Source organism: Sporosarcina sp. P25, from assembly GCF_002743235.1.
Lineage (GTDB): Bacteria > Bacillota > Bacilli > Bacillales_A > Planococcaceae > Sporosarcina > Sporosarcina ureae_B.
This window is the reverse complement of record NZ_PDYV01000007.1, coordinates 1-22429: the sequence shown is the minus strand read 5'-3', so window position 1 is coordinate 22429 and position 22429 is coordinate 1. Positions and strand designations below refer to the sequence as shown.

Genomic DNA, 22429 nt, shown 5'->3' with positions numbered 1-22429 from the left:
GTATATCGCTGGCGAAGTTATGTGGTGATTAGTGCAAATGAAGTGGTGGAGGGATGATCCAACCTTTGGACTTATTCAAGCCCAGCAACTTGGCACCAAATGCGACTTTCTCCATATGACATTTAGCAAATAGTGTCGCAACATCTTCACGTAAACATTGACCCATCGCCATACTACATGAAACTAGTCCTTGGCCGACGTTGATGGACATAGCACCACTGATTTCGGGATCCATAAATCGTGCGCCAGCAGGAATATCCTCTGGGTTAGCTTTTGGTCTTTCTGGAAGGGCAGGAGGTGGAGTGATACCATTAGCTTTTAATATTTTACCGAAATCTTTATTCTCAGCTTTCATTGTTTTTATTGCTTCTTCTAGTAGCCGAATTAGGTCTTCATCTCCTGCATGATTAACAAATGCTTCATAACCACTGATTAGACCGTTATTCGCACCCATAAACGCCCATATAGCAGTGATTTCCCCGTAATGCATAGGCTGATCTTTTGGATTACCATCTAAAATACCCACAAAAACACTCTCCTCATCATTATTTTCAATTCAAGAGTAGTCTTTGCAGATATCGCTTATTTATACTTATTTTTTATAAGTCGTAACAAATGAAGGTCCTGAGAAGATATTAGGACGTTGATCGACACCATCTTCTGTACCGCGTTTCGCATGCGCTTTTCCGTAAGCTTGCGATTCTTGCCAATTTTTAAAGGATTGTTCGTCTTCCCACATAGTCAAAATCACGTAGGTGCCAGAGTGTACTGGTCGCAATACACGGATCGCTACGAATCCCGGCTCCGCCTCTATTAAACGTGCGCGGTTATTAAAGCGCTGTTCAAAAATCTCTCTACCTTCTTCAGTTACAGGAATATTGTTTAATACAGCGAAACGCCCAGATGGTAAATCTCCGCTTTGATCCAACACATCGTATTCGACGGCATGGTCAAGAGTGGTCGTTTCCGCTTCTTGCAGTACAAGCACTTCTTCATCATTATTCATTAATGACGCACGCGCTTCTTCTGGTAAGTTACCTGCTTCTTCTAGTGGACCTGTCCATTTAAATAGTTTCAATTCAAACACCTCATCTTTTTCTATTTTGTTAATTACTATGTATTATAGCTGAAAAATGAAAATGCTTTCAATGAATAAGGAAACAGTGAAGTGGGTTTGAGATTAAAATAAAAGGGGAGAATAAGAAACAAAATACTTTTGGAGGCGATTTAATGAACCAAAAATATGCGGATGTATTGGCTATATTAGAGGATTGTGTAAAGACGTGTAATCATTGTTTTGACGCTTGTCTAAAAGAAGAAGACGTTCGTATGATGGTTGACTGTATTCGACTTGATCGAGAGTGTGCAGATATTTGTTCATATGCAATCCAGGCAATTACCCGACAGAGTCCGTTTACAGATAAAATCTTGCAGCTATGTGCGGAAGTATGTGTTCAGTGTGCAGAGGAATGTGGTAAACACGATCATGATCATTGCAAGCAGTGTGCTGAAGCATGCCGCAATTGTGCGGAAGCTTGCCGCAGTATAACTTAATTCCTTATATAAAGATAAAACACCTTCCATTTTTAAGAAGGTGTTTTTCTCTGTTTATGTAAGCCGTGTTTGCCGTACTTAGTCATAGAAAGTTTTAAACCACCACTCCTCAAAGTGGGTGTTTGCGGAAAACGTTCCTGTATGTCTGGATTGCTAAAAAGGAATCCAGCATGCCATTTCCGTTTCGTAATAAACTCCCTTTTACAGCTTAAAGGTTAAAACTTAATGTCATACGAACAATACAGCTTGTAGATTTATCTTACACCCGGAATAGCGTAAATGCAATGGAAAGTTCTTCTGTTTTTTGAAACTAAAACGTATGATATAACGTATAGAAATGAAAAGACAAGGAGTGATCATGTATGGAACAGCATGAAAACAACTCGGAAAAGCAACAGTTGGTTACAAGACAGACAGAGGAAATCAGTACGTTGAATCAAGAAGTAGGTAAACTTCGTAAAGAGGTAAAACAGCTTCGTGAGGATATTGAGCTCATTGATATATTTCAAAAGAAACCTATCATTTCATCTGCAGTAATCGGGCAAGTCGGCAGTATAATTATCGCCATACTAGTTATCATAGGGATATTCTTTTAGATGGAAGACACTGCAATGCAATTATAAATTGGCGGCACTAAAGTTCTTGCTAGTTGTGTTGAAAAAGGGTTTTAGCGCGACATATAGTGCGCCTTAAAAGTGGTAACACTTGCTATTAAGGTCACGTATTATCATACGCAATAAGCGTGGGCAATCGGGAGACCGTGATCAAAGAATGAGCATTTTTGATTAAAAGTGTCATAGAAATGCTCATTCAGATTAATAGGATAGAAAATCAGATTTTCATTATGCATGGTCAGGAGGAGAAAAAACTAAGTCCTTCAGAACTGAAACGCTTAATTTATTTATGGATGTAGAAGCGATTTACTCAGATTAAAGAAGCAGAACGCACTCTCGTGACTTCAGTCGTAAGAAGTTCACTGCTCTAGTTCTACCTTCTTCGCTTGTAAATACCTTTTACTTTTCCTCTATTATACGCATGGTAATGTCAATTAACTCATTATGTTCAGTAAATCGTTCACTGAGCATATCTGTAAGTATATGTTTTAAAAAGTATTCTACACAGTTCATGTCTTGGAACATCAGTATTGTCCTTAATGCTTCCTCGTAGATTTCTATAAACAATGGCTCCGGATTATCCTTTTGGATCTCACCAAATGATTCGTACAGCAAATCAATTTTATCAGCAACGGATAATATGCGCCCCTCCAATGATTCATCCTTACCTTCTTTCAATCGTTCCAAATAGATAGCTTGAAACTCAGTAGGGAATTCTTTTTCTATAAACTTTCTGGTCATTTCCTCTTCCACTTCACCGAATAGCTTCTTCAATTCTTTCGAAGCGTATTTTACAGGTGTCTTAATATCCCCTGTGAATAGTTCTGCATAATCATGATTTAATGCTTTTTCATATAGGCTTTTCCAATCCACATTCTGTCCAGATTCCTCTTCGACAGTCCCAAGAAACTGGGCAATTTTTGTCACTTTAAATGAATGACTAGCGACGGAATGCTCCTGAAATTTGAACTTTCCAGGACAACGAATAATTTGTTCTAAATCAGATAGGCTTTTAAAGTATTGGTGTACCCCCAACAATATTCATCCCCTTTGTTTAGTATTTACAGTTTTAAAACCTGTTCATTCGTTTTTAAGAAGTCATCCCTACATACAGCTTTGTACTATATACGTGCCCTCATGTAGACATAATTATACGAGTAGGGGAGGACTCTACTAAGCAAAAAAGATATTCAATAACTATTACTATAATAACTCACTTGGTGGCTGAAGGGGAACTAGATTTCGAGTGATAATGTTTAGCCTCTTTATAATGTGGAAAAGTATGTACAGAACATCATATAAGGAGTGGTAAGCATTATGGCTAAAATTGCAACAGTACTTGGAGATATGTTTGAGGACTCGGAATACATGAAACCGGCTACTGCTTATAAAGAAGCTGGACATGAAGTAGAAGTGATCGGTGCGGAAGCAGGAACAGACGTAACGGGTATGAAAGAAAATACAAAAGTGAAAATTGATAAAGCAATTGCTGATGCTAAATCGTCAGATTACGACGCATTGTTTATTCCGGGCGGATTCTCACCGGATATTTTACGTGCTGATGATCGTTTCGTAAAATTTGTTAAAGAATTTATGGATGCAAAAAAACCTGTTTTCGCAATTTGTCATGGGCCACAATTGCTCATTACAGCAAAAGCGCTTGAAGGGCGCGATGCAACAGGATACACATCCATTCGTGTAGATATGGAATATGCGGGTGCAAAATACGCTGACAAAGAAGTCGTAGTCTGTCAGAACCAACTCGTAACAAGCCGTACACCTGATGATATTCCAGCATTTAATCGCGAATCACTAAAACTGCTAGAAAAATAAAAAATATTCTGATCGTCAAGGTGTAAAAGCCTTGACGTTTTTTTTGTGACTTCAGCACATTATACCATCGCTTACAACATACGATAACAGTACTTATTAACATTCGTTGAAAAAGATTCTCAATTGCACTTGAAAAACGTTCTCAATGAGAGTATGCTAAAAGCAACGAATAAAGCGCGGAGACGATCGCGTCTTACAAATGAAAGGTCGGGATCTAACATGTATAAGATTGTTGCGTTGGCGGTATTAGCGGGGATTGTATTAGGTGCAGCAGCTGGATTTTCCTTTGGAAGTAAAGAGCTGGTAGGTATGTTCGCCGGAATGGCCGCGCTCACGTTTATTGCGGCACCGGCAGCGGTCGTCTATGCAAGTGAAAAGAAAAAATGGCATCAAGCTCACTAATACAAAAAAGCATCCAAATTATTGGATGCTTTTTGTATGGATGTAATCGGCTATTTCCAAGTGCTTTATCATGAAATTCTACATCTTAATATGCAGACCATCCGTTGTCAGCTTCCATAATGATACCGTTAACATAGGAAGATTCGTCTGATGCAAGGAATAGCGCAATGTTTGCAATCTCTTCTTTTGTTCCGGGGCGGCTCATCATGTTTACGCCCCTTAGCGCTTGCTTCATTCCGAACTCATCCGGTTGTGACAAGCTGTTTGTAATATTAGTTGGTATGTGTGCTGGGGCAATCGCGTTACAACGGATATTTAATGGACCGTATTGAGAAGCAACGTTTTTCGTCATCCCTGCCACTGCGTGTTTTGATGCCGTATAAGCAAAGCCACCTCGACCACCTGTCACCGCTGAGATAGAAGCCATGTTGACGATAACACCTGCTTTTTTCTCTTCAAAGATAGACAATGCTTTACGGGTTGCGCGCATCACACCTGTTGTGTTGATTGCCAATACTCTTTCCCATACTTCATCCGTTACTGTAGCTGCAGAATACATATTGTCCATAATACCGGCATTATTCACTAGAATATCAAGTGTACCGAATTGCTCAGCTGCTGTATCTATCATTTTTTGTACGTCTTCTTCAACTGTTACATTGGTTTTGACTGCTAATGCTTCACCACCAGCACTTTTAATCGTCTGGACAGTTTCTTCTGCACCTTCAATATTCATATCTGCAATAATAAGCTTTGCACCTTCACGGGCATACAATTCAGCAATTTCCCGTCCAATCCCAGATCCTGCGCCAGTTATTACTGCTACTTTATTTTCCAAACGTTTCAAACTTATCGCCTCCAATTATATTAGTACGATTTGATTATATTATATACTTTCATGCCAAATTATTGAAAAAGTAGTTTCTGTACTTTGGCTGCAAAAAAACAACCCGTACTATCATAGTTAAAATGATTGTTCGAGTTGCACGGGTTACTATTATTGAACTTTTACGCCTTCTACTACTTCTTTTGCAGCATAAAGGGCTTGTTTTACATCAGCAATCAAATCTTCTACATCTTCTACGCCCACCGAGAAACGGAGCAAACGGTCGTCTACTCCACGGCGATTACGTTCTTCTAATGGAATATCCATATGCGTCTGTGTAGTCGGATACGTGATGAAGCTTTCGACACCACCTAAACTTTCCGCGAATGAAATTAAGTTCATATTTTCAAGGAATGGCCCCACCCACTCACTATTCTGTACTCGGAATGACAACATACCACCGATTCCAGCATAAAGCACGTCAACAATGAGAGGTTCTTGTTCTAAATAAGATACCATCTCTTTGGCATTTGCATCATGCTGTTTCATGCGTAAATGCAAAGTCTTTAGACCGCGTACTACAAGCCATGAATCAAGAGGGGACAATGTAGCTCCAATCGCATTATGGTTAGTAAATAGACGTTCGCATAAATCCTTACCTTTTGCAACGACTAGACCTGCAAGTACATCATTATGTCCACCTATATATTTCGTCGCGCTATGAATGACGATATCTGCACCTTCTTCAATTGGTCGCTGGAAATAGGGTGTTAAAAACGTATTGTCGACAATGAGTAATAAACCATGCTTTTTCGCCAATTCTGCATACGTACCAATAGCGATGTTTTGCATTAATGGATTTGTAGGCGTTTCCAAGAAAATCGCTTTTGTACGATCAGTAATCGCTTGCTCGACTTCCAAAACATCATCGAACGATAGGTAACGCGTTTTAATATTGTACGTCTCTTCATACTGGTTAAATAGACGATAGGTGCCGCCATATAGATCTTCAGGCGCCAATAGTTCCGAACCTGTTTTAAATAAAGATAAAATGAGTTGAATAGCTGCCATTCCAGAACTGCAGGCAAATCCTTGATCGCCTGATTCCAAGTTTGCGATTCCATCTTCTAGGACAGAACGCGTAGGATTTTTTGTTCGTGTGTAATCGTATCCCGTGGATTTACCTAGACCTTCATGGTGGTAGGCTGTAGACAAGTAAATCGGCGTATTGACTGCTCCGGTTTTTACATCACTGTGGTTTCCAAGTTGTACTAATCTAGTTTCTAATCCGTTGTTTGTCATGAATATCCATCCCCCCAACAAAATAAAAAAGAACCTCTTCTTTTCGAATAGGCCCTCGAACATACAAGTGTATACAGTATTCTCATCTTCAAGGTGGTATCACCCTTGGAATTAGCACCGTGCCTGGGGCTGGTTGCTGAGACATCGCTGGGCCTATCCCTCCGTCTCTCTCGATGAGAATATTCATAATATAGGCAAAACTGTTGACGGATTTATTCTATCATGCAGATATACTAGATGCAAGTTTCCTTTTACCGTCAGTTGATGATTATTTGTTTCAGTAAAAGATTTGCTATACTATAAATAATATTCATGACGGGAAGGAGATTTTCATTTTGGCTTGGGGTTATGTCGCGCTAGCGGCTGTTATAGAAATCTTCTGGGTAGTCGGTCTCCGTTACTCTGAAACTGTAATTCAATGGACCGGTACTGTTGTGGCAATTGTATTCAGTTTTTATTTCATTATTAAAGCATGTGAAAAATTACCTTCAGGCACAGTATACGCAGTTTTTACCGGATCAGGTGCCGCTGCAATCCTTTTGGTGGATATCTTCGTCTTTCAAGCAGGCTTCACATGGGTTACGCTGACCTTCATCGGATTAATCGTCATCGGGGTAGTCGGTATCAAACTGACAACAGATGAAAAAGCAGATACAGAAGGAGGTGGCTGACAATGGCTTGGATGTACTTAGCTTTAGCCAGTCTCGGTGAAATTTTTGGTGTAGTGAGTATTAATTATTATTTACAGAAGCGTTCAATTAAAAGGTTATTACTTATTGTGGGGATATTTGGTTTTGGTTTTGTTTTCCTGTCTCTTGCTATGCGCGAGATTCAGATGAGTACAGCCTATGCGGTATGGACAGGACTAGGTGCAGCGGGAGCCGTATTGATGGGGATTTTGCTATTCAAAGAATCCGCTAGCATCAAACGTCTCTTCTTTTTATCGCTCATTATTCTAGGTGCTGTTGGCTTGAAAATATTCGGTTAAAGGGGAGTGGACACACTGGTTTATTGGACGCGATTTGATTTCGGCGGATGGTCTGTGACATTAGCTTCTACAGAAAAAGGACTTTGCTACATGGGACTAGCTGAAGATAGTTTGGAGCATATGAAGGATTGGTTAAAGCGATTTGGTATTGAAGGTTTACAGGAAGATGAAAGAAAACTTGAAGTCTATAAAAGTCAGATCAAAGAGTATTTATCAGGAAGAGCTTATGATTTTCCAATGTTGTCCCTTGATTTAAAGGGAACACCGTTTCAATTGCAAGTGTGGGAAGCGCTACAACGAATACCGTATGGGGAAATTACAACTTATTCAGAGATTGCGGAACAGATGGGGAAGGTATCTTCTGTTCGTGCAGTAGCATCCGCAATAGGCAAGAATCCCGTATTGATCATAGTGCCTTGTCATCGTGTTATTGCAAAAAGTGGACGATTATCCGGCTATCGAGATGGTGAAGAGCATAAACGGAGCTTGCTACAACTGGAGAAATCCAGCCGGATAAGTGAGAGAAAGGAGTGAACGACATGAAATATAAGCAAATTAAACCGAAGAAAATATATGAAGAAGTAGCGGAAAGTTTATTTGGCTCCATTCAGTCTGGGGAGTTGAAACCAGGTGATAAATTGGATTCTGTGCAGCAACTGGCTGAAAATTTTACGGTCGGTAGGTCGACCATTCGGGAAGCTTTAACAACTTTACGTGCTAGAGGGCTTATCGAGATGAGACAGGGAGAAGGTACATATGTCAAGGAATTCTCATCCGTCGATATGATCTTCCCGTTACAGAGTGCCTTGCTTATGAATCAACAGGATATTCAACATTTATTAGCGGTGAGAAAAATAGTTGAGACTGGAGCTGCAGCGAATGCAGCAGAATCCCGTACAGCAGATGACATGAAAAAGATGGAAACGGCACTCGATGAAATGAAAAAGCATGCCGGAGATATTTTGCTAGGTGAAAAAGCGGATTTAGACTTCCATTTTGCAATCGCAGAAGCAACGAAAAATCCTTTATTGGTAAATTTGCTTAGTCAAGTTGCAGGGCTAATGAGCGAATCGATGAGAGAGACGCGTCGCATTTTCCTCTATACAGATACAGCGACAGTAGAACGCTTGCATGATGAACACGAAGCCATATTTTTGGCAATTAAATCACAGCAACCAGATCATGCAGCAAGTACTATGCAAGCTCATCTTCTGAATGTGGAATCTGTTTTAATCAACCATTGGCAGTCGGTAAAGGAATAAAAAAATCACTCATTATATGTTGAGTGATTTTTTTTATTGAAATAGATGAATGTTCTGTTAATGGGAAGATAAATGTAGTATGCTATGTAAAATGTTAGTCATCTGATGACCTGTCGACTATATAAAACATTATGGTGAAGGAGTGAAGTGAAATGAAAGTAAGCTTATTCATAACATGTCTTGTGGATATGTTTTATGCAGATGCCGGTAAAGACATGCTAGAAATATTGGAAAGGCAAGGCTGTGAATTATCATTTCCAAAAGGCCAAGTATGCTGCGGACAGCCTGCTTACAACAGCGGTTATGTAGAAAATTCAAAATCAGCAATGAAGAATATGATTAAGACTTTTGAAAATGCGGAGTATGTTGTCACTCCTTCAGGATCTTGTGCCACCATGTTTAAATTATATCCTAATGTATTCAAAGATGATCCCAAATGGTTAGCAAGAGCACAGGAGCTGGCGGATAAAACGTATGAATTCACACAGTTTCTCGTGAATGTATTGCAAGTGGAAAATGTAGGAGCAAAATTGGTAGGAAAAGCGACTTATCATCCGTCTTGCCATATGACGAGATTACTAGGCGCTAGTGAAGAACCGAGGAAGCTATTGAATCAAGTGGAAGGACTCGAAATGATCCCTTTACCGAATGCTCATAATTGCTGCGGATTTGGTGGAACATTCTCCGTTAAGATGGGGGATATCTCTGAACAGATGGTAGATGAAAAGGTTAATAGTGCCATAGTGACTGAAGCAGATTATTTAATTGGGGCGGACTGTGGTTGCTTGATGAATATTGGGGGGCGTGCAGAACGTATGGGCAAGAAGATCCGAGTTATGCACATTGCACAAGTATTGAATAGTCACGAATAAACCAAAAAAGTGGGGTGATAGCAATGGCAATGAAGTTCAGTAAGAAAAACTTTACAGATCGAACAAAGGATAATATTTCGGACGATTTCATGAGACAGGCAGTGGCGAGTGCACAAGAACGCTTGCACGGAAGAAGACTAGATGCTGCAGAAGAGTTAGGCAGTTGGGAAGAATGGCGTTCACATGGAGAAGAAATTCGTCAGCATGTACTTGAAAACTTGGACTATTATTTACATCAGCTAAGTGAAAATGTAGCAAAACGTGGCGGTCATGTATTTTTTGCAAAGACTGCTGAAGAAGCGAGTGATTATGTTCGGGAAGTCATCAAGAAAAAAGATGGCAAAAAAGTCGTCAAGTCAAAATCGATGGTAACAGAAGAGATCAATTTGAACAGTGTTTTGGAAGAAGCTGGATGTGAAGTCATAGAGACAGACTTAGGCGAGTATATACTTCAAGTAGATGATCATGAACCCCCCTCGCATATAATAGCGCCAGCTCTTCATAAAAACAGAGAACAAATCCGCGAAGTGTTTGCGGAAAAACTGGATTATCATAAGACATCTAAACCGGAAGAATTAGCTTTACATGCACGAGAAAAACTGCGTCAAGAATTTTTAGATGCAGATATCGGTATTACAGGATGCAACTTTGCGATAGCTGAAACAGGCTCGATTAGTCTGGTAACGAATGAAGGGAATGCACGACTAGTCACTGCATTGCCGAAAACCCAAATTACAGTGATGGGGATGGAGCGGGTAGTACCCTCTTTTGAAGAGTTCGAAGTACTAGTCAGTCTATTGACGCGAAGTGCCGTGGGGCAAAAACTTACCAGTTATGTAACTGCATTAACAGGTCCGCGCGAAGAAAGAGACGTAGATGGTCCTGAAGAATTCCATTTAGTCATCGTCGACAACGGGCGTTCTAAAATTTTAGGGACAGAATTCCAGTCTGTGTTGCAATGTATCCGATGTGCCGCGTGTGTCAACGTATGTCCTGTTTATCGTCATATCGGTGGACATTCTTACGGCTCAATTTATTCGGGACCAATTGGTGCTGTGCTATCGCCATTGCTTGGTGGGTACGACGATTTTAAAGAGCTTCCTTTTGCTTCCACACTTTGCGGAGCGTGTACGGATGCTTGTCCAGTGAAAATTCCTCTTCACGAACTACTTCATACACATCGACGCATCATTGTGGAAGAAGAAGGTCGATCCCCTATATCTGAAAAACTGGCAATGAAAGCATTCGGGATTGGTGCTTCTTCCAATCCGTTGTATTCTATGGGCTCAAAGGTAGCATCTACTGCGATGAAACCTTTGACAAAAAATGACCGGATATCAAAAGGTCCGGGTCCGCTGAAGGACTGGACAGATTTACGGGAGTTCCCGGCTGTCGGAAATACGCGTTTTCGTGACTGGTTCTATGATCAAAAAGGGGGGAAATAAGCATGACAGGATCTATTCAAAACCGTGATGCGTTTCTAGGTACGATTGCCACACAATTAGGTCGCGAACCAATGAAGAAAATAGAAAAGCCGATATGGAAACATCAGCCCCAGCGTGCAGTGTTAGCGGACGCTTCAATAGATGAATTACTCGGAGTATTACGTGTACAATGTGAGCAAATTCATACAGATATCGTCGAAACGACAAAAGAATCGTTACCCGTTGCGTTGGATGAGGTAGTAAAAGCTTACGGTGGTGGACCATTATCTCTATGGAGAGACGAACGTTTTGGAAAGTATGGATTATCGCACTTAGTAGAGACAAAGTGGCCCTCAGAACAGATTGAAGTCAATAGCTGGGATCCTTCACTCGGAGAGAAGAATATCGAATTGGCTGAACAAGCAAATATCGGCATCACATTCAGTGACATGACCCTCGCGGAATCCGGCACCGTTGTACTATTTAGTAGTGCAGAAAAGGGGCGTTCAGTCAGCTTGCTTCCAACGCATTATATTGCCTTAATCCCTAAAAGTACGCTAGTCCCAAGAATTACCCAGGCATCAGATATGATTCGTGAAAAACTAAACAATGGCGAGCAAGTCCCATCCTGCATTAACTTCATCACAGGTCCAAGCAACTCCGCGGACATTGAAATGAATCTCGTCGTCGGTGTACACGGTCCTATTAAAGCAACATATATTGTTATAGACGATTGCTGAAAAATGAAGTGACGACTTCCATCATTTAGAAAGTGGGAAGCTAAAACAGAAACCAATTTCACTAGAAATAATTACGTGGGACAGAGGGAAACTCCGAAATGAATCGGAGCTGACTTCTGTCTTTTCTATGCTAACTTAAAAAACTTACATTTCTGAAGTCAATTCAGCAGTTGATGATTACTTTGCTGAGAAATAGGGGAAATAGTGTATAATGACAATATTATTGCAGCGGAAGAAGGAGACGACTATGACTTCATCATACAAAGACGACAGTTTAGCGTTACATACAGACCTTTATCAAATCAATATGGCCGAATCGTATTGGGCGGACGGCATTCATGAACGGAAATCAGTATTTGAAGTGTATTTCAGAAAAATTCCATTCGGTAACGGTTATGCAATATTTGCAGGCCTTGAACATGTACTGAAGTATCTTGAAGAGTTTTCATTCACAGAAAGTGATTTGGCTTATTTAAGAGAAGAGCTTGGGTTTTCTGATGATTTCCTTGATTATTTGAAAGGCGTCCGTTTCACAGGTGACGTGTATTCCATGAAAGAAGGAGAACTCGTTTTTGCGAATGAACCGATCATCCGGATTGAGGCGAACTTGATTGAAGCGCAATTGATCGAAACAGCATTGCTAAATATCGTTAACTACCAAACGTTAATCAGCACAAAAGCTAGCCGTATCAAGCAAGTAGTGAAAGATGACGTAGTGATGGAGTTCGGGAGCCGACGTGCGCATGAAATGGATGCCGCAGTTTGGGGTGCGCGTGCAGCGGTCATCGGTGGCGTGGAATCTACGAGTAACGTACGCGCGGGAAAACGTTTCGGACTGGCTGTTTCGGGGACTCATGCACATTCATTTGTCCAAGCCTATAGAGATGAGTACACTGCATTCAAAGTCTACGCACAACGTCATCGAGACTGCGTGTTCTTAGTGGATACGTATAATACATTAAAGATTGGCGTCCCTACAGCCATTAAAGTGGCAAAAGAACTTGGAGACAGCATTAATTTCATAGGAGTACGACTCGACAGTGGAGATATTGCGTTCTTGTCAAAAGAAACCCGCCGTATGTTAGATGAAGCAGGTTTCACGGATGCGAAAATCGTAGTATCGAATGATTTGGATGAGTACACGATTTTAAACTTGAAAGCCCAAGGAGCTCAAGTTGACATTTGGGGTATTGGAACCAAGCTGATTACGGCATATGATCAACCAGCGCTTGGAGCAGTCTATAAAATTGTGTCCATCGAAAGCGATGATGGGGAAATGCAAGATACGATTAAAATCTCAGCAAACATAGAAAAAGTGACAACGCCCGGCCGCAAAAAACTCTATCGAATCATTGACCTCGAAAATGGCAAAGCGGAAGGTGACTATATTACGATGCATGACGAAGATCCGACAAAGGAAGAACGCATCAAAATGTTCCACCCCGTGCATACATTTATCTCAAAATTTGTAACGAATTTTGAAGCGGTGAACTTACACGAGCAAGTTATTCGCGATGGAATAACCATTTATAAAAACCCACCAGTTTATGAAATTCGTGAATTTGCACAAAAAAATCTTTCCCTACTGTGGGAAGAATATAAACGTTCATTGAATCCAGAAGAATATCCTGTCGATCTTAGTCAGAAGTGTTGGGATAATAAGAGACGTAACATAGAAGAAGTGCATGAAATGGTTGAGAACTACACAAAACGATGAAAAGGAAGTGGGAGCGTTGACATTGCAGCAAGAAATTATCCAAGCATTACGTGCGAAGCCGGAAATCGACCCGCAGCAAGAGATCCGGACTTCCATCGACTTTATGAAAGCATATTTGAAAAAAAATACATTTTTACAAGGTTTCACATTAGGTATCTCAGGTGGTCAAGACTCTACATTAGTCGGCAAACTAGCGCAGATGGCAATTGATGAGCTGAATGAAGAGTTAGAAGAAGAAAAGTACCATTTCTATGCACTCCGTTTACCGTATGGTGTGCAGTTTGACGAAGATGATTGTCAGGATGCATTGCGTTTTATTAGTCCTTCGGTCGTCTATTCAGTGGATATTAAAGAAGCGGTAGACGCCAGTGAACGAGCTTTGATCAAAGCAGGTCTTTATATCTCTGATTTTGATAAAGGAAATGAAAAGGCGCGCGAACGTATGAAAGTACAGTATTCTGTAGCGGCCGTTCATCACTCGGTCGTTCTAGGTACAGATCACGCAGCTGAAGCAATCACTGGATTCTACACGAAATTCGGTGATGGTGCAGCGGATCTTATGCCAATTTACCGTCTGAATAAACGCCAAGGAAAACAATTACTAGAAGAACTAGACTGTCCACCTCATTTATACAATAAAATCCCTACAGCTGATTTGGAAGGTAATAAACCCGCCATTCCAGATGAAGTAGCGTTAGGTGTGACGTATGATGAAATCGATGACTATCTTGAAGGAAAAGAAGTATCGACTGCAGCGCGAAAGCAAATTGAAGGACACTATTTGAAATCAGCCCATAAACGACACTTGCCTATTACGGTATTTGATGAATTTTGGAAATGAAAACTGCCGACCTCTTATTAGATAATGGGTCGGCTATTTTTCTGTTTGTCGGGATTATTCGTTTCAGGTATGATAGTTTCATACAAAAAGACGGATTCAGTTCGTGACGGGAGAGAACAACTATGCATTCACAATGGATCGAACGAGTATTGGACAATATTGACAAAGTTATTGTTGGAAAACGTGATATAGCGGAGCTAAGTATGACAGCATTATTAGCTGGCGGTCACGTATTACTGGAAGATGTACCGGGCGTTGGCAAGACGATGCTAGTCAGAGCACTAGCGACTTCAATCGGTGCAAAGTTTAAGCGGATTCAATTCACTCCAGATTTATTACCTTCTGATGTTTCAGGCGTATCCATCTATAATCCACAGACGATGCAATTCGAATTTCGTCCAGGACCGTTGATTGGGAATATCGTATTGGCTGATGAAATCAACCGAACATCACCCAAAACACAGGCTGCTTTATTGGAAGGGATGGAAGAGGCGACGATTACGGTAGATGGAACGACTATTCAATTACCAAGACCGTTTTTCGTAATGGCAACACAAAATCCTATTGAATATGAAGGGACGTACCCTCTACCGGAAGCACAGCTTGATCGTTTTATCTTTAAGCTGAAAATGGGTTATCCGACAAAACAACAAGAAATGGAATTATTGAAAAGGGCGGAACGGCAAACGCCAATTGAGCAAATTGACGCCATTCTAACAGTGGAGGAATTACTAGAGCTACAGCGTCATGTACGCGAAGTGACTGTAGACGATACGATTGTTTCTTATATTGTAGATTGTGCAGAAGCAACACGCCAGCATGAATCGGTTTCTTTAGGCGTAAGTCCACGTGGTTCGATGGCATTAATGAAAGCTTGCCAAGCTTACGCATTCATAAAAGGGCGCACGTTCGTCTTGCCTGACGATGTACAATATTTAGCGACGTTTACATTTTCGCATCGAATGATTTTGCGCCCTGAGGCGAAATATGAAGGAATCGATACTGAGGAAATAGTTAACCGAATTCTCGAACGTCTACCAGTTCCAGTACTGCGCAGGTCAGCTACTCTATGAATGGTTTGCGATCATTCGGACGTTTCGCGAGTGTCCTAGCCATTGGTACAGCTGCCTACGTCTTTGCAAAATTTCAAGGGGGTTTCGTTAGCTGGTTCATCTTCTATACGTTGATTCCATTTGTGATATACTCCGTGCTCCTTTACTTGTATCCGTTACGGGATCTCACAGTTGCGCGATATATTGAAGAACGACATGTAACAAGGAATGGACATGTAACCATACGAGTGGTTCTAAAGAGAAATTTCCCATTCCCTTTACTATATGTAGTTCTGATGGATAAACGAGTACATGATAAGCGCGAAAAGATTGAACGGAAAATTACGCTTCTAGGATTTCGGAGAACATATGAACATACCTATTTGCTGAAGAATGTTCGGCGTGGTGAATACACCTTGCCAACAGTAGAAGTGGAAGTAGTAGACTTTTTTAATTGGATTCGTAAAAAAAGAGTATTTGTCGTTCGAGACCATTTTTTGGTTTATCCGAGCGTGACAGCTATGGTGTATGAATCGGCATCTAAAGGAACTAGTGAAGGACAGCAACTTTCCGCTTACATGCTAGCAAAAGATGCAACAACACCCTCTAGCATTAGGGAATATGCGCCAGGAGATCGGTTGTCTTGGATTCATTGGAAATCATTTGCTCGTACTTCGAAATTAATGACAAAGGAATTTGATGAACAGCGATCAGAGCAATATACGTTGCTATTGGATTGCGGAATATCTGAAGCATTTGAAGATGCTGTGGAGTTTGCTGCATCGATTGTAGTATCTGCCGGACAGAGTCATGCCAAACTAACCATGATCACAGCAAGTGACCAACCGAAAGTGTTTCCATTGATACAATCCTCAGATCAGACTAGGCAAGCATTAGTACATCTTGCAAAAGTCCAGCCTGAAGACATACAAAAGGTAAGGTTGCCAATTGATAAAGCAATGCCTAAGGATGCGATGTTGCTTATTACAGGAAATCTTCGCATGGATTTCATCCATCACGTATTGACGTGTACTCTTGACGCAACCGCAGTGGTCTGCTTTGTGGTGATGACAGATCATATAAATGAAAAATCACTTGAACCTATTATTAATCAAGTGAAACTGCTCGGTATTACTGTGAAATTAATTTATCCATCTGATTATTCATCGACGTTACAAAAGGCGGTGAATTCATGAAGAAACCGATAGTAAGTTGGAAAGTGCTGATGTTTTTATACGCGCTTAGTGTCGTTTTACTGTGGGAGTGGTTTATCCCAATTATGGATTTGACAGATTTCGGACATCCTTCTTTATTCATCATCTATCTGATACTCTTTTTTGCATTAGCTTTATTTCGATTATCATGGTGGGTCGGCGGTGTAATCCAGATACTTTATGTGTTATGGGCTATTCATTATATGTATTTCGATCAACTATGGATTTCTATAGAAACGACAGGCTATATTTTGCAAGATGTCCAACGGAATATCCTGTTGCTAATCAAAGGTGATCTGGGTGAATTATCGAATTTATTCCGTACGTTATTGTTGTTTACATTAGTTTGGATGATCGCCTATTTGCTTCGCCACTGGATTGAAGTCCGGCGTAGTATGATGATGTTCTTTAGCTTTACTATAGTATTTGTAGCGTTGTTGGATACGTTCACTCCATATGATGCTACTTCGTCTATTGTGAGAATTATGATAGTAGGCTTATTGATCGTAAGTTGTCTTACATTAATTAAATTATCAGGTGACGAAGGATTATCACTTCGTCCAAAAAGATTACTTCTGCTTTCATTGCCGGTGATACTGATAGTTGTATCTGTCGGTTTACTATCCAGAAATGCACCAGTATATCCTCCTGCATGGCCTGATCCCGTACCGTTCTTATTATCTTTAAGTGGAGTGGAGGAGAAGGGATCTGATAAAGGACAAGCTCGGGCGGGTTATGACCCCGATGATTCGCAACTAGGTGGAGCTTTCGTCCAAGACAGTCAGTTAGTGTTTGAAGCATCTGTAGAACAACGTCAATATTGGCGTATCGAAACGAAGGATACATATACTTCGAAGGGGTGGATACAAGATAAAGAATCAAACAAGGAACTACTGTTTACAGGTGAAGATTTGTGGGCACCCGTTGTAGAGGGAGAAGTGTCGCTTGCTACACTGGATTTCACTGAACCATTGCCGTTTCTTGCTACTCCCTATGGCACGACGAAGATTTCCTCACCTGAAGGTTTTGACCTCATGCACGAGATGACGGCAAACCGACTGTATTTGTTGATGGGTCTGCAGGAGAAAATTGAACAGTATGAAATGGAGTTTGTAGAACCTACATACACTATGTCAGATTTGCAGAAAGCAGAGATGGTAAACTATGAGACGGTTCAGGAGGATTTGGAAAGCTATTTGCAACTTCCGGATGAATTACCGGAACGCGTGAAGGAACTCGCTTTATCGATTACAGAAAATGAAACCGCAGTCTATGACAAAGTGAAAGCCGTAGAGCAATACTTTAAAAAGAACGGTTTTGTTTATGAGACCCAAAATGTTCCGGTACCCGATGAGGATCAGGACTATGTGGATCAGTTTCTATTCGACACGAAAAAGGGCTATTGTGATAATTTCTCTACTTCCATGGCCGTCATGCTAAGGTCGGCAAATATACCAACGCGCTGGGTAAAAGGATTTGCACCTGGGGAAATGGCGTTTAAAGCATCGGGGAAAAATGTTTATCGCGTGACGAATGATGAAGCTCATTCATGGGTGGAAGCATATATTCCTGAAATAGGATGGATGCCGTTTGAGCCGACGATAGGTTTTACACATCCGACAGAGATTGAATTCGATATTTCCAATGAAAGTCCTGAACAAGAGGAAATTAAAAAAGCCGAGAAACCGGAAGTGGAAAAAGAGAAAGAACTTCCTAAGAAAACAAAAGGTTCGCCTGCATTCGACGCGTTCAAACAAAAGTTTGCGTGGTTGTTCAGTCAATGGTGGCTTTATGCATCGCTACTCGTGTTGATAGTAGGGACGTGTGTCGTACTATATAGCAAGAGAAGCAATTGGTTACCGAAATGGCGTATAAAACAATTGAGGAAACTACCGAATGGCCGCGTGAAATTCGAACAGCAATTTGCACAGTTATTACAACAACTAGCGCGTACCGGCTTGCCAAAGGATACCGCAATGACACTTACCAACTATGCAATACTTGTGGATGGACGATATGGCGGAGACCGAATGACCACCTTGACCCGCGCGTATGAAATGGGGATTTACGGAAACAATTGGCAATCCCAAGATTGGGATAAGTTGAATGAAGTGTGGGAAGATTTAATTATTAGCACAACTTGTTGATTTTTTAGCGAAATATGCGTAAAATATAGAGCGGATGATGCAAGAAATATCCTCGACATTTCTTGCGCTAACGAACGTCAGCTATCATCGAATAGCAGTACCTGGATTCTTTGATGGAAAAGACGCGTGGAAAGTTGACTTTCTAACGCGTCTTTTGTAGTTGAGGCGTGAAATGGTATTAAAAAATTGGAAGAGGTGGATTAGTTGTCAAATGCTCCTGTGTTAGCCGGACAAGAAAAAATTGTAGTTCTCGATTACGGCAGTAAGTATAATCAGCTCTTCACGCGTACAATCCGCGAATTCGGTGTGTATAGTGAGTTACACGCACATACAACAACAATTGAGGAAATTAAAAAAATGAATCCAGTCGGTATTGTACTTTCCGGCGGTTCAGCATCTGTTGGAGACGAGAAAGCGTATGCTATCGATCCAGCAATATTCGAATTAGGTATTCCTGTATTAGGCATCAGTTATGGAGCTCAAGTAATCGTCGATCATTTAGGCGGAAAAATAGAAAAGAATACAGGCAACGAAAGCAAAGAAGAAACGTTGACAGTGGATACGACGTCTACATTGTTTGCTGGTCAAGCCGACAAACAAAATGTTTGGGTGAGCCATAGCGCTAATATTGCAGAGTTACCTGAAGGCTTTACTGCATCTGCAAAAGACTCCACTGGCAATATTGCAGCGACTTCAAATGATGGACAACAGATTTATGCGATTCAATTCCATCCCGAAGATTATCGTTCAGAAAACGGAAAAGATTTCCTGCGTAACTTTGTTTTTGAAATTTGTAAAGCTTCAGGCGACTGGACAATGGATCGCTTCATTGAAATTGAAATAGAGAAGATCCGCTCGGTAGTTGGCGATCGTAAAGTACTTTGCGCACTAAGTGGCGGAGTTGACTCTTCAGTGGTAGCTGCTTTGATCGACCGTGCAATAGGGGATCAGTTGACATGTATTTTTGTTGACCACGGATTACTTCGTAAAGGCGAAGTCGAAAGTGTAGTTAAGACCTTCAGTGAACAGTTCAGCATGCACTTCATTAAAGTAGATGCACGAGAACGCTTCTTGAAAAAGTTGGAAGGTGTTACAGACCCTGAGCAAAAACGTAAGATTATCGGTAATGAATTTATTTACGTATTTGATGAAGAGTCAGCTAAATTAGATGGCATCAAATACTTAGCGCAAGGTACGATTTATGCAGATATTATCGAAAGTGGAACTGCAACTTCTGCAACTATTAAGTCTCATCATAATGTGGGTGGTTTGCCTGAAGACATGGACTTCGAGTTAATCGAGCCATTACGCGCATTATTTAAAGATGAAGTACGTGCGGTAGGAGCAGAACTTGGATTGCCTGAAGAAATCGTTAACCGTCAACCATTCCCAGGTCCGGGACTTGGAGTTCGTGTGCTTGGTGAGATTACGGAAGATAAGCTTGAAATCGTTCGCGATGCAGACTTTATCTTACGTGATGAAATCGCAAAGGCTGGACTCGATCGTTCAATTTGGCAATATTTCGCAGTATTACCGAATATCCGCAGTGTAGGTGTGCGTAACGAACAACGTTCTTACGACTATGCGATTGGTATCAGAGCGGTTCATTCAGTAGATGGCATGACAGCGGACTGGGCTCGTATACCTTTCGACGTATTAGAAAAAATCAGTACTCGAATTACGACTGAAGTTGATCAAGTCAATCGTGTTGTATATGATATTACAGCGAAACCACCTGGCACAATTGAGTGGGAATAAGTTAAACAACAGAATATGATCGTATAACGCTGGGAATATGGCCTAGAAGTCTCTACCGGAACACCGTAAATGTTTCGACTACGATCCTAAATAGAAATATATTTTCTATTGGATTAAAGAAGAGGCATGCGAATTTTTTCGCGTGCCTCTTTTTACATAAGGAGAGTTAGGAAGGTCACAATGAAAAAATACTTTGAGTTTGATAAGCTTGGCACCAATTATCGTCGCGAAATCATTGGTGGAATTACTACTTTTTTAGCCATGGCATATATTTTGGCAGTAAATCCAATTATGTTATCTTTGGACGTTGTACCTGATCTGCCTGATTCCATGCGTATGGATAAAGGCGCTGTATTTGTTGCTACTGCGCTTGCAGCTGCAGTTGGAACGTTATTTATGGGCTTGATAGCCAAATATCCGATTGGTTTAGCACCGGGCATGGGTTTAAATGCATTCTTCGCTTTCACGGTAGTGCTCACTTATGGTATACCATGGCAAACAGGATTAACTGGAGTACTATTCTCTGGATTAATCTTTATAGTTCTTTCATTGACAGGATTACGAGAAATTATCATAAATGCAATACCAGCCCAGCTGAAATTTGCGGTAGGTGCAGGGATCGGTTTGTTCATTACATTCCTAGGATTACAAAACGCCAAAATTATTGTAGCAGATGAAAATACGTTAGTGGGCTTGGGTGATTTAACAGCTGGTCCTACATTGCTAACGATCTTCGGATTAGTCATCACGATTATTATGATGGGTAGAAAGATCAAGGGCGCTATTTTCTATGGCATGATTATGACCACTGTTTTAGGTATGGCGGTCAGTCTAATAGAAGTGCCACATAAAGTAGTAGATAAAATCCCGTCAGTCGCACCCACGTTTGGTGCAGCTTTCGATGCGATCATTAACGACCCAGGCTCATTGATGACAACACAATTTCTCGTTATTGTTATCACATTCCTATTCGTTGATTTCTTCGATACAGCGGGAACATTGGTTGCAGTTGCTACTCAAGCAGGTTTAATGAAGGAAGATCGTCTTCCACGTGCGGGTAAAGCATTGCTTGCGGATTCCTTGGCGACAGTAACAGGAGCAGTAATGGGTACATCCACTACGACTTCTTATATTGAATCCACTGCAGGTGTTGCAGCGGGTGCCAAAACAGGCTTTGCTTCTATTGTAACTGCCTTGTTGTTCTTACTTGCATTGTTCTTCTCTCCTTTATTACTAGTCATCACACCTGCGGTTACAGCTCCGGCTTTGATTATTGTAGGGGTATTGATGGTATCGACCTTAGGAAACATACAATGGACTCGTTTCGAAATCGCGGTTCCGGCATTCTTTACGATCATCGCTATGCCGTTGACGTACAGTATAGCGACAGGTATCGCAATCGGTTTCGTTTTCTATCCTATCACGATGCTAGTAAGCGGTAGAAGAAAAGAAATTCATCCGATTATGTACGGACTCTTTGTGATCTTCATCTTGTATTTCATTTTTATTGAATAGAAACGAACCGCTTCCTAAGTTGTTGGAGGCGGTTTTCTTTATGATCTACGCACTCCTTTGATGATATGAAAAGTATCGAATCTAAAAAAGAAGAAAGAAGTCGAAAAAAGTTGTTTATAGTTGTTGACAGTTTGAATTGTGTCTGATATAGTAATAGAACAGTCAAGAAAGCGACTGCAACATGAACCTTGAAAACTGAACAGCAAAACGTTAACGAAATATAGTTTGTGCATTTAACGATGACATAAACAAAATGAGTATCTTAATTGATGCCAGCAAATGAAACTCGAGCTAATCGATTTTTCATCTACTGGGTGTCGAGTTGTAGTGAAGTGCTAGGAAGTGATCGAGTGAAGAAGGGAGCGTAC

General features: G+C 40.9%; 23 protein-coding genes, 1 other RNA gene and 2 riboswitches. Of the genes, 18 read left to right on the top strand and 6 right to left on the bottom strand.

Going from position 1 to position 22429, the window contains the following annotated elements:
• Positions 1–28: 28 nt before the first annotated feature.
• On the bottom strand, positions 29–526 hold the full coding sequence (locus CSV70_RS07980) for a DUF3231 family protein (protein ID WP_085131775.1): 498 nt from the start codon (positions 524–526) through the stop codon (positions 29–31).
• A 66-nt stretch (positions 527–592) separates the two neighbouring features.
• Entirely contained in the window at positions 593–1078 is a 486-nt protein-coding gene (locus tag CSV70_RS07975) for an antibiotic biosynthesis monooxygenase family protein (RefSeq protein ID WP_085131774.1), read from the bottom strand.
• Positions 1079–1230: 152 nt separating this feature from the next.
• Between CSV70_RS07975 and CSV70_RS07970 the strand changes: the two genes are divergently transcribed.
• Positions 1231–1554 (top strand): four-helix bundle copper-binding protein, encoded by a 324-nt coding sequence (locus CSV70_RS07970; protein ID WP_085131773.1) that lies wholly within the window; start codon positions 1231–1233, stop codon positions 1552–1554.
• 56 nt (positions 1555–1610) lie between these two features.
• Here the strand turns inward: CSV70_RS07970 and ssrS are convergent.
• Positions 1611–1805: non-coding RNA, 6S RNA (gene ssrS / locus CSV70_RS07965), on the bottom strand.
• Positions 1806–1916: 111 nt separating this feature from the next.
• Between ssrS and CSV70_RS07960 the strand changes: the two genes are divergently transcribed.
• A complete protein-coding gene (locus CSV70_RS07960) occupies positions 1917–2150 on the top strand; it encodes a hypothetical protein (protein WP_085131772.1) in 234 nt (77 codons plus the stop codon).
• Positions 2151–2567: 417 nt separating this feature from the next.
• On the opposite strand, the gene CSV70_RS07955 is transcribed toward CSV70_RS07960, so the two are convergent.
• Positions 2568–3203, bottom strand: a complete 636-nt coding sequence (locus CSV70_RS07955) for an HD domain-containing protein (protein ID WP_085131771.1) — start codon at positions 3201–3203, stop codon at positions 2568–2570.
• Positions 3204–3485: 282 nt separating this feature from the next.
• On the opposite strand from CSV70_RS07955, the gene CSV70_RS07950 reads away from it, so the two are divergent.
• Positions 3486–4001 (top strand): type 1 glutamine amidotransferase domain-containing protein, encoded by a 516-nt coding sequence (locus CSV70_RS07950; RefSeq protein WP_099627140.1) that lies wholly within the window; start codon positions 3486–3488, stop codon positions 3999–4001.
• A 219-nt stretch (positions 4002–4220) separates the two neighbouring features.
• Positions 4221–4403: a hypothetical protein gene (locus tag CSV70_RS07945; protein WP_085131769.1), complete on the top strand. Its 183-nt coding sequence runs from the start codon at positions 4221–4223 to the stop codon at positions 4401–4403.
• An 85-nt stretch (positions 4404–4488) separates the two neighbouring features.
• Here CSV70_RS07945 and CSV70_RS07940 read toward each other — a convergent pair whose 3' ends face one another.
• Both CSV70_RS07940 and CSV70_RS07935 read right to left on the bottom strand, forming a co-directional pair.
• Positions 4489–5250: a glucose 1-dehydrogenase gene (locus CSV70_RS07940; RefSeq protein ID WP_099628793.1), complete on the bottom strand. Its 762-nt coding sequence runs from the start codon at positions 5248–5250 to the stop codon at positions 4489–4491.
• Positions 5251–5400: 150 nt separating this feature from the next.
• On the bottom strand, positions 5401–6531 hold the full coding sequence (locus CSV70_RS07935; RefSeq protein WP_099628792.1) for a methionine biosynthesis PLP-dependent protein: 1131 nt from the start codon (positions 6529–6531) through the stop codon (positions 5401–5403).
• A gap of 79 nt (positions 6532–6610) precedes the next feature.
• Positions 6611–6711: riboswitch (SAM riboswitch) on the bottom strand.
• A 155-nt stretch (positions 6712–6866) separates the two neighbouring features.
• On the opposite strand from CSV70_RS07935, the gene CSV70_RS07930 reads away from it, so the two are divergent.
• The 14 genes from CSV70_RS07930 to CSV70_RS07865 all read left to right on the top strand — a co-directional run bounded on the left by CSV70_RS07930 (position 6867) and on the right by CSV70_RS07865 (position 22061).
• Positions 6867–7202 (top strand): DMT family transporter, encoded by a 336-nt coding sequence (locus tag CSV70_RS07930; RefSeq protein ID WP_099628791.1) that lies wholly within the window; start codon positions 6867–6869, stop codon positions 7200–7202.
• 2 nt (positions 7203–7204) lie between these two features.
• Positions 7205–7519, top strand: coding sequence for a DMT family transporter (locus CSV70_RS07925; RefSeq protein ID WP_143560415.1), 315 nt, complete (start codon positions 7205–7207; stop codon positions 7517–7519).
• A 6-nt stretch (positions 7520–7525) separates the two neighbouring features.
• Positions 7526–8053, top strand: a complete 528-nt coding sequence (locus CSV70_RS07920) for a methylated-DNA--[protein]-cysteine S-methyltransferase (protein ID WP_233191778.1) — start codon at positions 7526–7528, stop codon at positions 8051–8053.
• 5 nt (positions 8054–8058) lie between these two features.
• Positions 8059–8781: a FadR/GntR family transcriptional regulator gene (locus tag CSV70_RS07915; protein WP_085131764.1), complete on the top strand. Its 723-nt coding sequence runs from the start codon at positions 8059–8061 to the stop codon at positions 8779–8781.
• A gap of 152 nt (positions 8782–8933) precedes the next feature.
• Positions 8934–9653, top strand: coding sequence for a (Fe-S)-binding protein (locus CSV70_RS07910; RefSeq protein WP_085131763.1), 720 nt, complete (start codon positions 8934–8936; stop codon positions 9651–9653).
• Positions 9654–9676: 23 nt separating this feature from the next.
• A complete protein-coding gene (locus CSV70_RS07905; RefSeq protein WP_085131762.1) occupies positions 9677–11098 on the top strand; it encodes a LutB/LldF family L-lactate oxidation iron-sulfur protein in 1422 nt (473 codons plus the stop codon).
• A gap of 2 nt (positions 11099–11100) precedes the next feature.
• Positions 11101–11817 (top strand): LutC/YkgG family protein, encoded by a 717-nt coding sequence (locus CSV70_RS07900; RefSeq protein ID WP_085131761.1) that lies wholly within the window; start codon positions 11101–11103, stop codon positions 11815–11817.
• Positions 11818–12064: 247 nt separating this feature from the next.
• Positions 12065–13534: a nicotinate phosphoribosyltransferase gene (locus tag CSV70_RS07895; protein ID WP_085131760.1), complete on the top strand. Its 1470-nt coding sequence runs from the start codon at positions 12065–12067 to the stop codon at positions 13532–13534.
• A gap of 16 nt (positions 13535–13550) precedes the next feature.
• On the top strand, positions 13551–14375 hold the full coding sequence (gene nadE, locus CSV70_RS07890) for an ammonia-dependent NAD(+) synthetase (RefSeq protein ID WP_085133572.1): 825 nt from the start codon (positions 13551–13553) through the stop codon (positions 14373–14375).
• Positions 14376–14497: 122 nt separating this feature from the next.
• Positions 14498–15448, top strand: a complete 951-nt coding sequence (locus CSV70_RS07885) for an AAA family ATPase (protein ID WP_085131759.1) — start codon at positions 14498–14500, stop codon at positions 15446–15448.
• Positions 15445–16623, top strand: coding sequence for a DUF58 domain-containing protein (locus CSV70_RS07880; RefSeq protein WP_099660998.1), 1179 nt, complete (start codon positions 15445–15447; stop codon positions 16621–16623). Before CSV70_RS07885 ends, CSV70_RS07880 begins: the two co-directional genes overlap by 4 nt.
• Positions 16620–18788 carry a transglutaminase-like domain-containing protein gene (locus CSV70_RS07875; protein ID WP_099660997.1) on the top strand — a complete coding sequence of 723 codons (2169 nt, stop codon included), beginning with the start codon at positions 16620–16622 and terminating at the stop codon, positions 18786–18788. The genes CSV70_RS07880 and CSV70_RS07875 overlap by 4 nt, the downstream gene beginning before the upstream one ends.
• A gap of 204 nt (positions 18789–18992) precedes the next feature.
• Positions 18993–20546, top strand: coding sequence for a glutamine-hydrolyzing GMP synthase (gene guaA, locus CSV70_RS07870; protein ID WP_369822347.1), 1554 nt, complete (start codon positions 18993–18995; stop codon positions 20544–20546).
• A riboswitch (purine riboswitch) is annotated at positions 20546–20647 on the top strand. It overlaps the preceding gene by 1 nt.
• Positions 20648–20726: 79 nt before the next feature.
• The gene (locus CSV70_RS07865; protein ID WP_099627130.1) at positions 20727–22061 is read left to right on the top strand and encodes an NCS2 family permease; all 1335 of its coding nucleotides are present in this window, start codon (positions 20727–20729) and stop codon (positions 22059–22061) included.
• The last annotated feature ends 368 nt before the right edge of the window (positions 22062–22429 follow it).

What these genes read in the sequence shown, in the direction of transcription:
- CSV70_RS07875 (WP_099660997.1), top strand. Translation starts at nt 16,620, where the DNA reads ATGAAGAAACCGATAGTAAGTTGGAAAGTGCTGATGTTTTTATACGCG.
- CSV70_RS07885 (WP_085131759.1), top strand. Translation starts at nt 14,498, where the DNA reads ATGCATTCACAATGGATCGAACGAGTATTGGACAATATTGACAAAGTT.
- CSV70_RS07935 (WP_099628792.1), bottom strand. Translation starts at nt 6,531, where the DNA reads ATGACAAACAACGGATTAGAAACTAGATTAGTACAACTTGGAAACCAC.
- CSV70_RS07900 (WP_085131761.1), top strand. Translation starts at nt 11,101, where the DNA reads ATGACAGGATCTATTCAAAACCGTGATGCGTTTCTAGGTACGATTGCC.
- CSV70_RS07950 (WP_099627140.1), top strand. Translation starts at nt 3,486, where the DNA reads ATGGCTAAAATTGCAACAGTACTTGGAGATATGTTTGAGGACTCGGAA.
- CSV70_RS07925 (WP_143560415.1), top strand. Translation starts at nt 7,205, where the DNA reads ATGGCTTGGATGTACTTAGCTTTAGCCAGTCTCGGTGAAATTTTTGGT.
- CSV70_RS07865 (WP_099627130.1), top strand. Translation starts at nt 20,727, where the DNA reads ATGAAAAAATACTTTGAGTTTGATAAGCTTGGCACCAATTATCGTCGC.
- CSV70_RS07960 (WP_085131772.1), top strand. Translation starts at nt 1,917, where the DNA reads ATGGAACAGCATGAAAACAACTCGGAAAAGCAACAGTTGGTTACAAGA.
- CSV70_RS07910 (WP_085131763.1), top strand. Translation starts at nt 8,934, where the DNA reads ATGAAAGTAAGCTTATTCATAACATGTCTTGTGGATATGTTTTATGCA.
- CSV70_RS07880 (WP_099660998.1), top strand. Translation starts at nt 15,445, where the DNA reads ATGAATGGTTTGCGATCATTCGGACGTTTCGCGAGTGTCCTAGCCATT.
- CSV70_RS07905 (WP_085131762.1), top strand. Translation starts at nt 9,677, where the DNA reads ATGGCAATGAAGTTCAGTAAGAAAAACTTTACAGATCGAACAAAGGAT.
- CSV70_RS07915 (WP_085131764.1), top strand. Translation starts at nt 8,059, where the DNA reads ATGAAATATAAGCAAATTAAACCGAAGAAAATATATGAAGAAGTAGCG.
- CSV70_RS07970 (WP_085131773.1), top strand. Translation starts at nt 1,231, where the DNA reads ATGAACCAAAAATATGCGGATGTATTGGCTATATTAGAGGATTGTGTA.
- CSV70_RS07895 (WP_085131760.1), top strand. Translation starts at nt 12,065, where the DNA reads ATGACTTCATCATACAAAGACGACAGTTTAGCGTTACATACAGACCTT.
- CSV70_RS07945 (WP_085131769.1), top strand. Translation starts at nt 4,221, where the DNA reads ATGTATAAGATTGTTGCGTTGGCGGTATTAGCGGGGATTGTATTAGGT.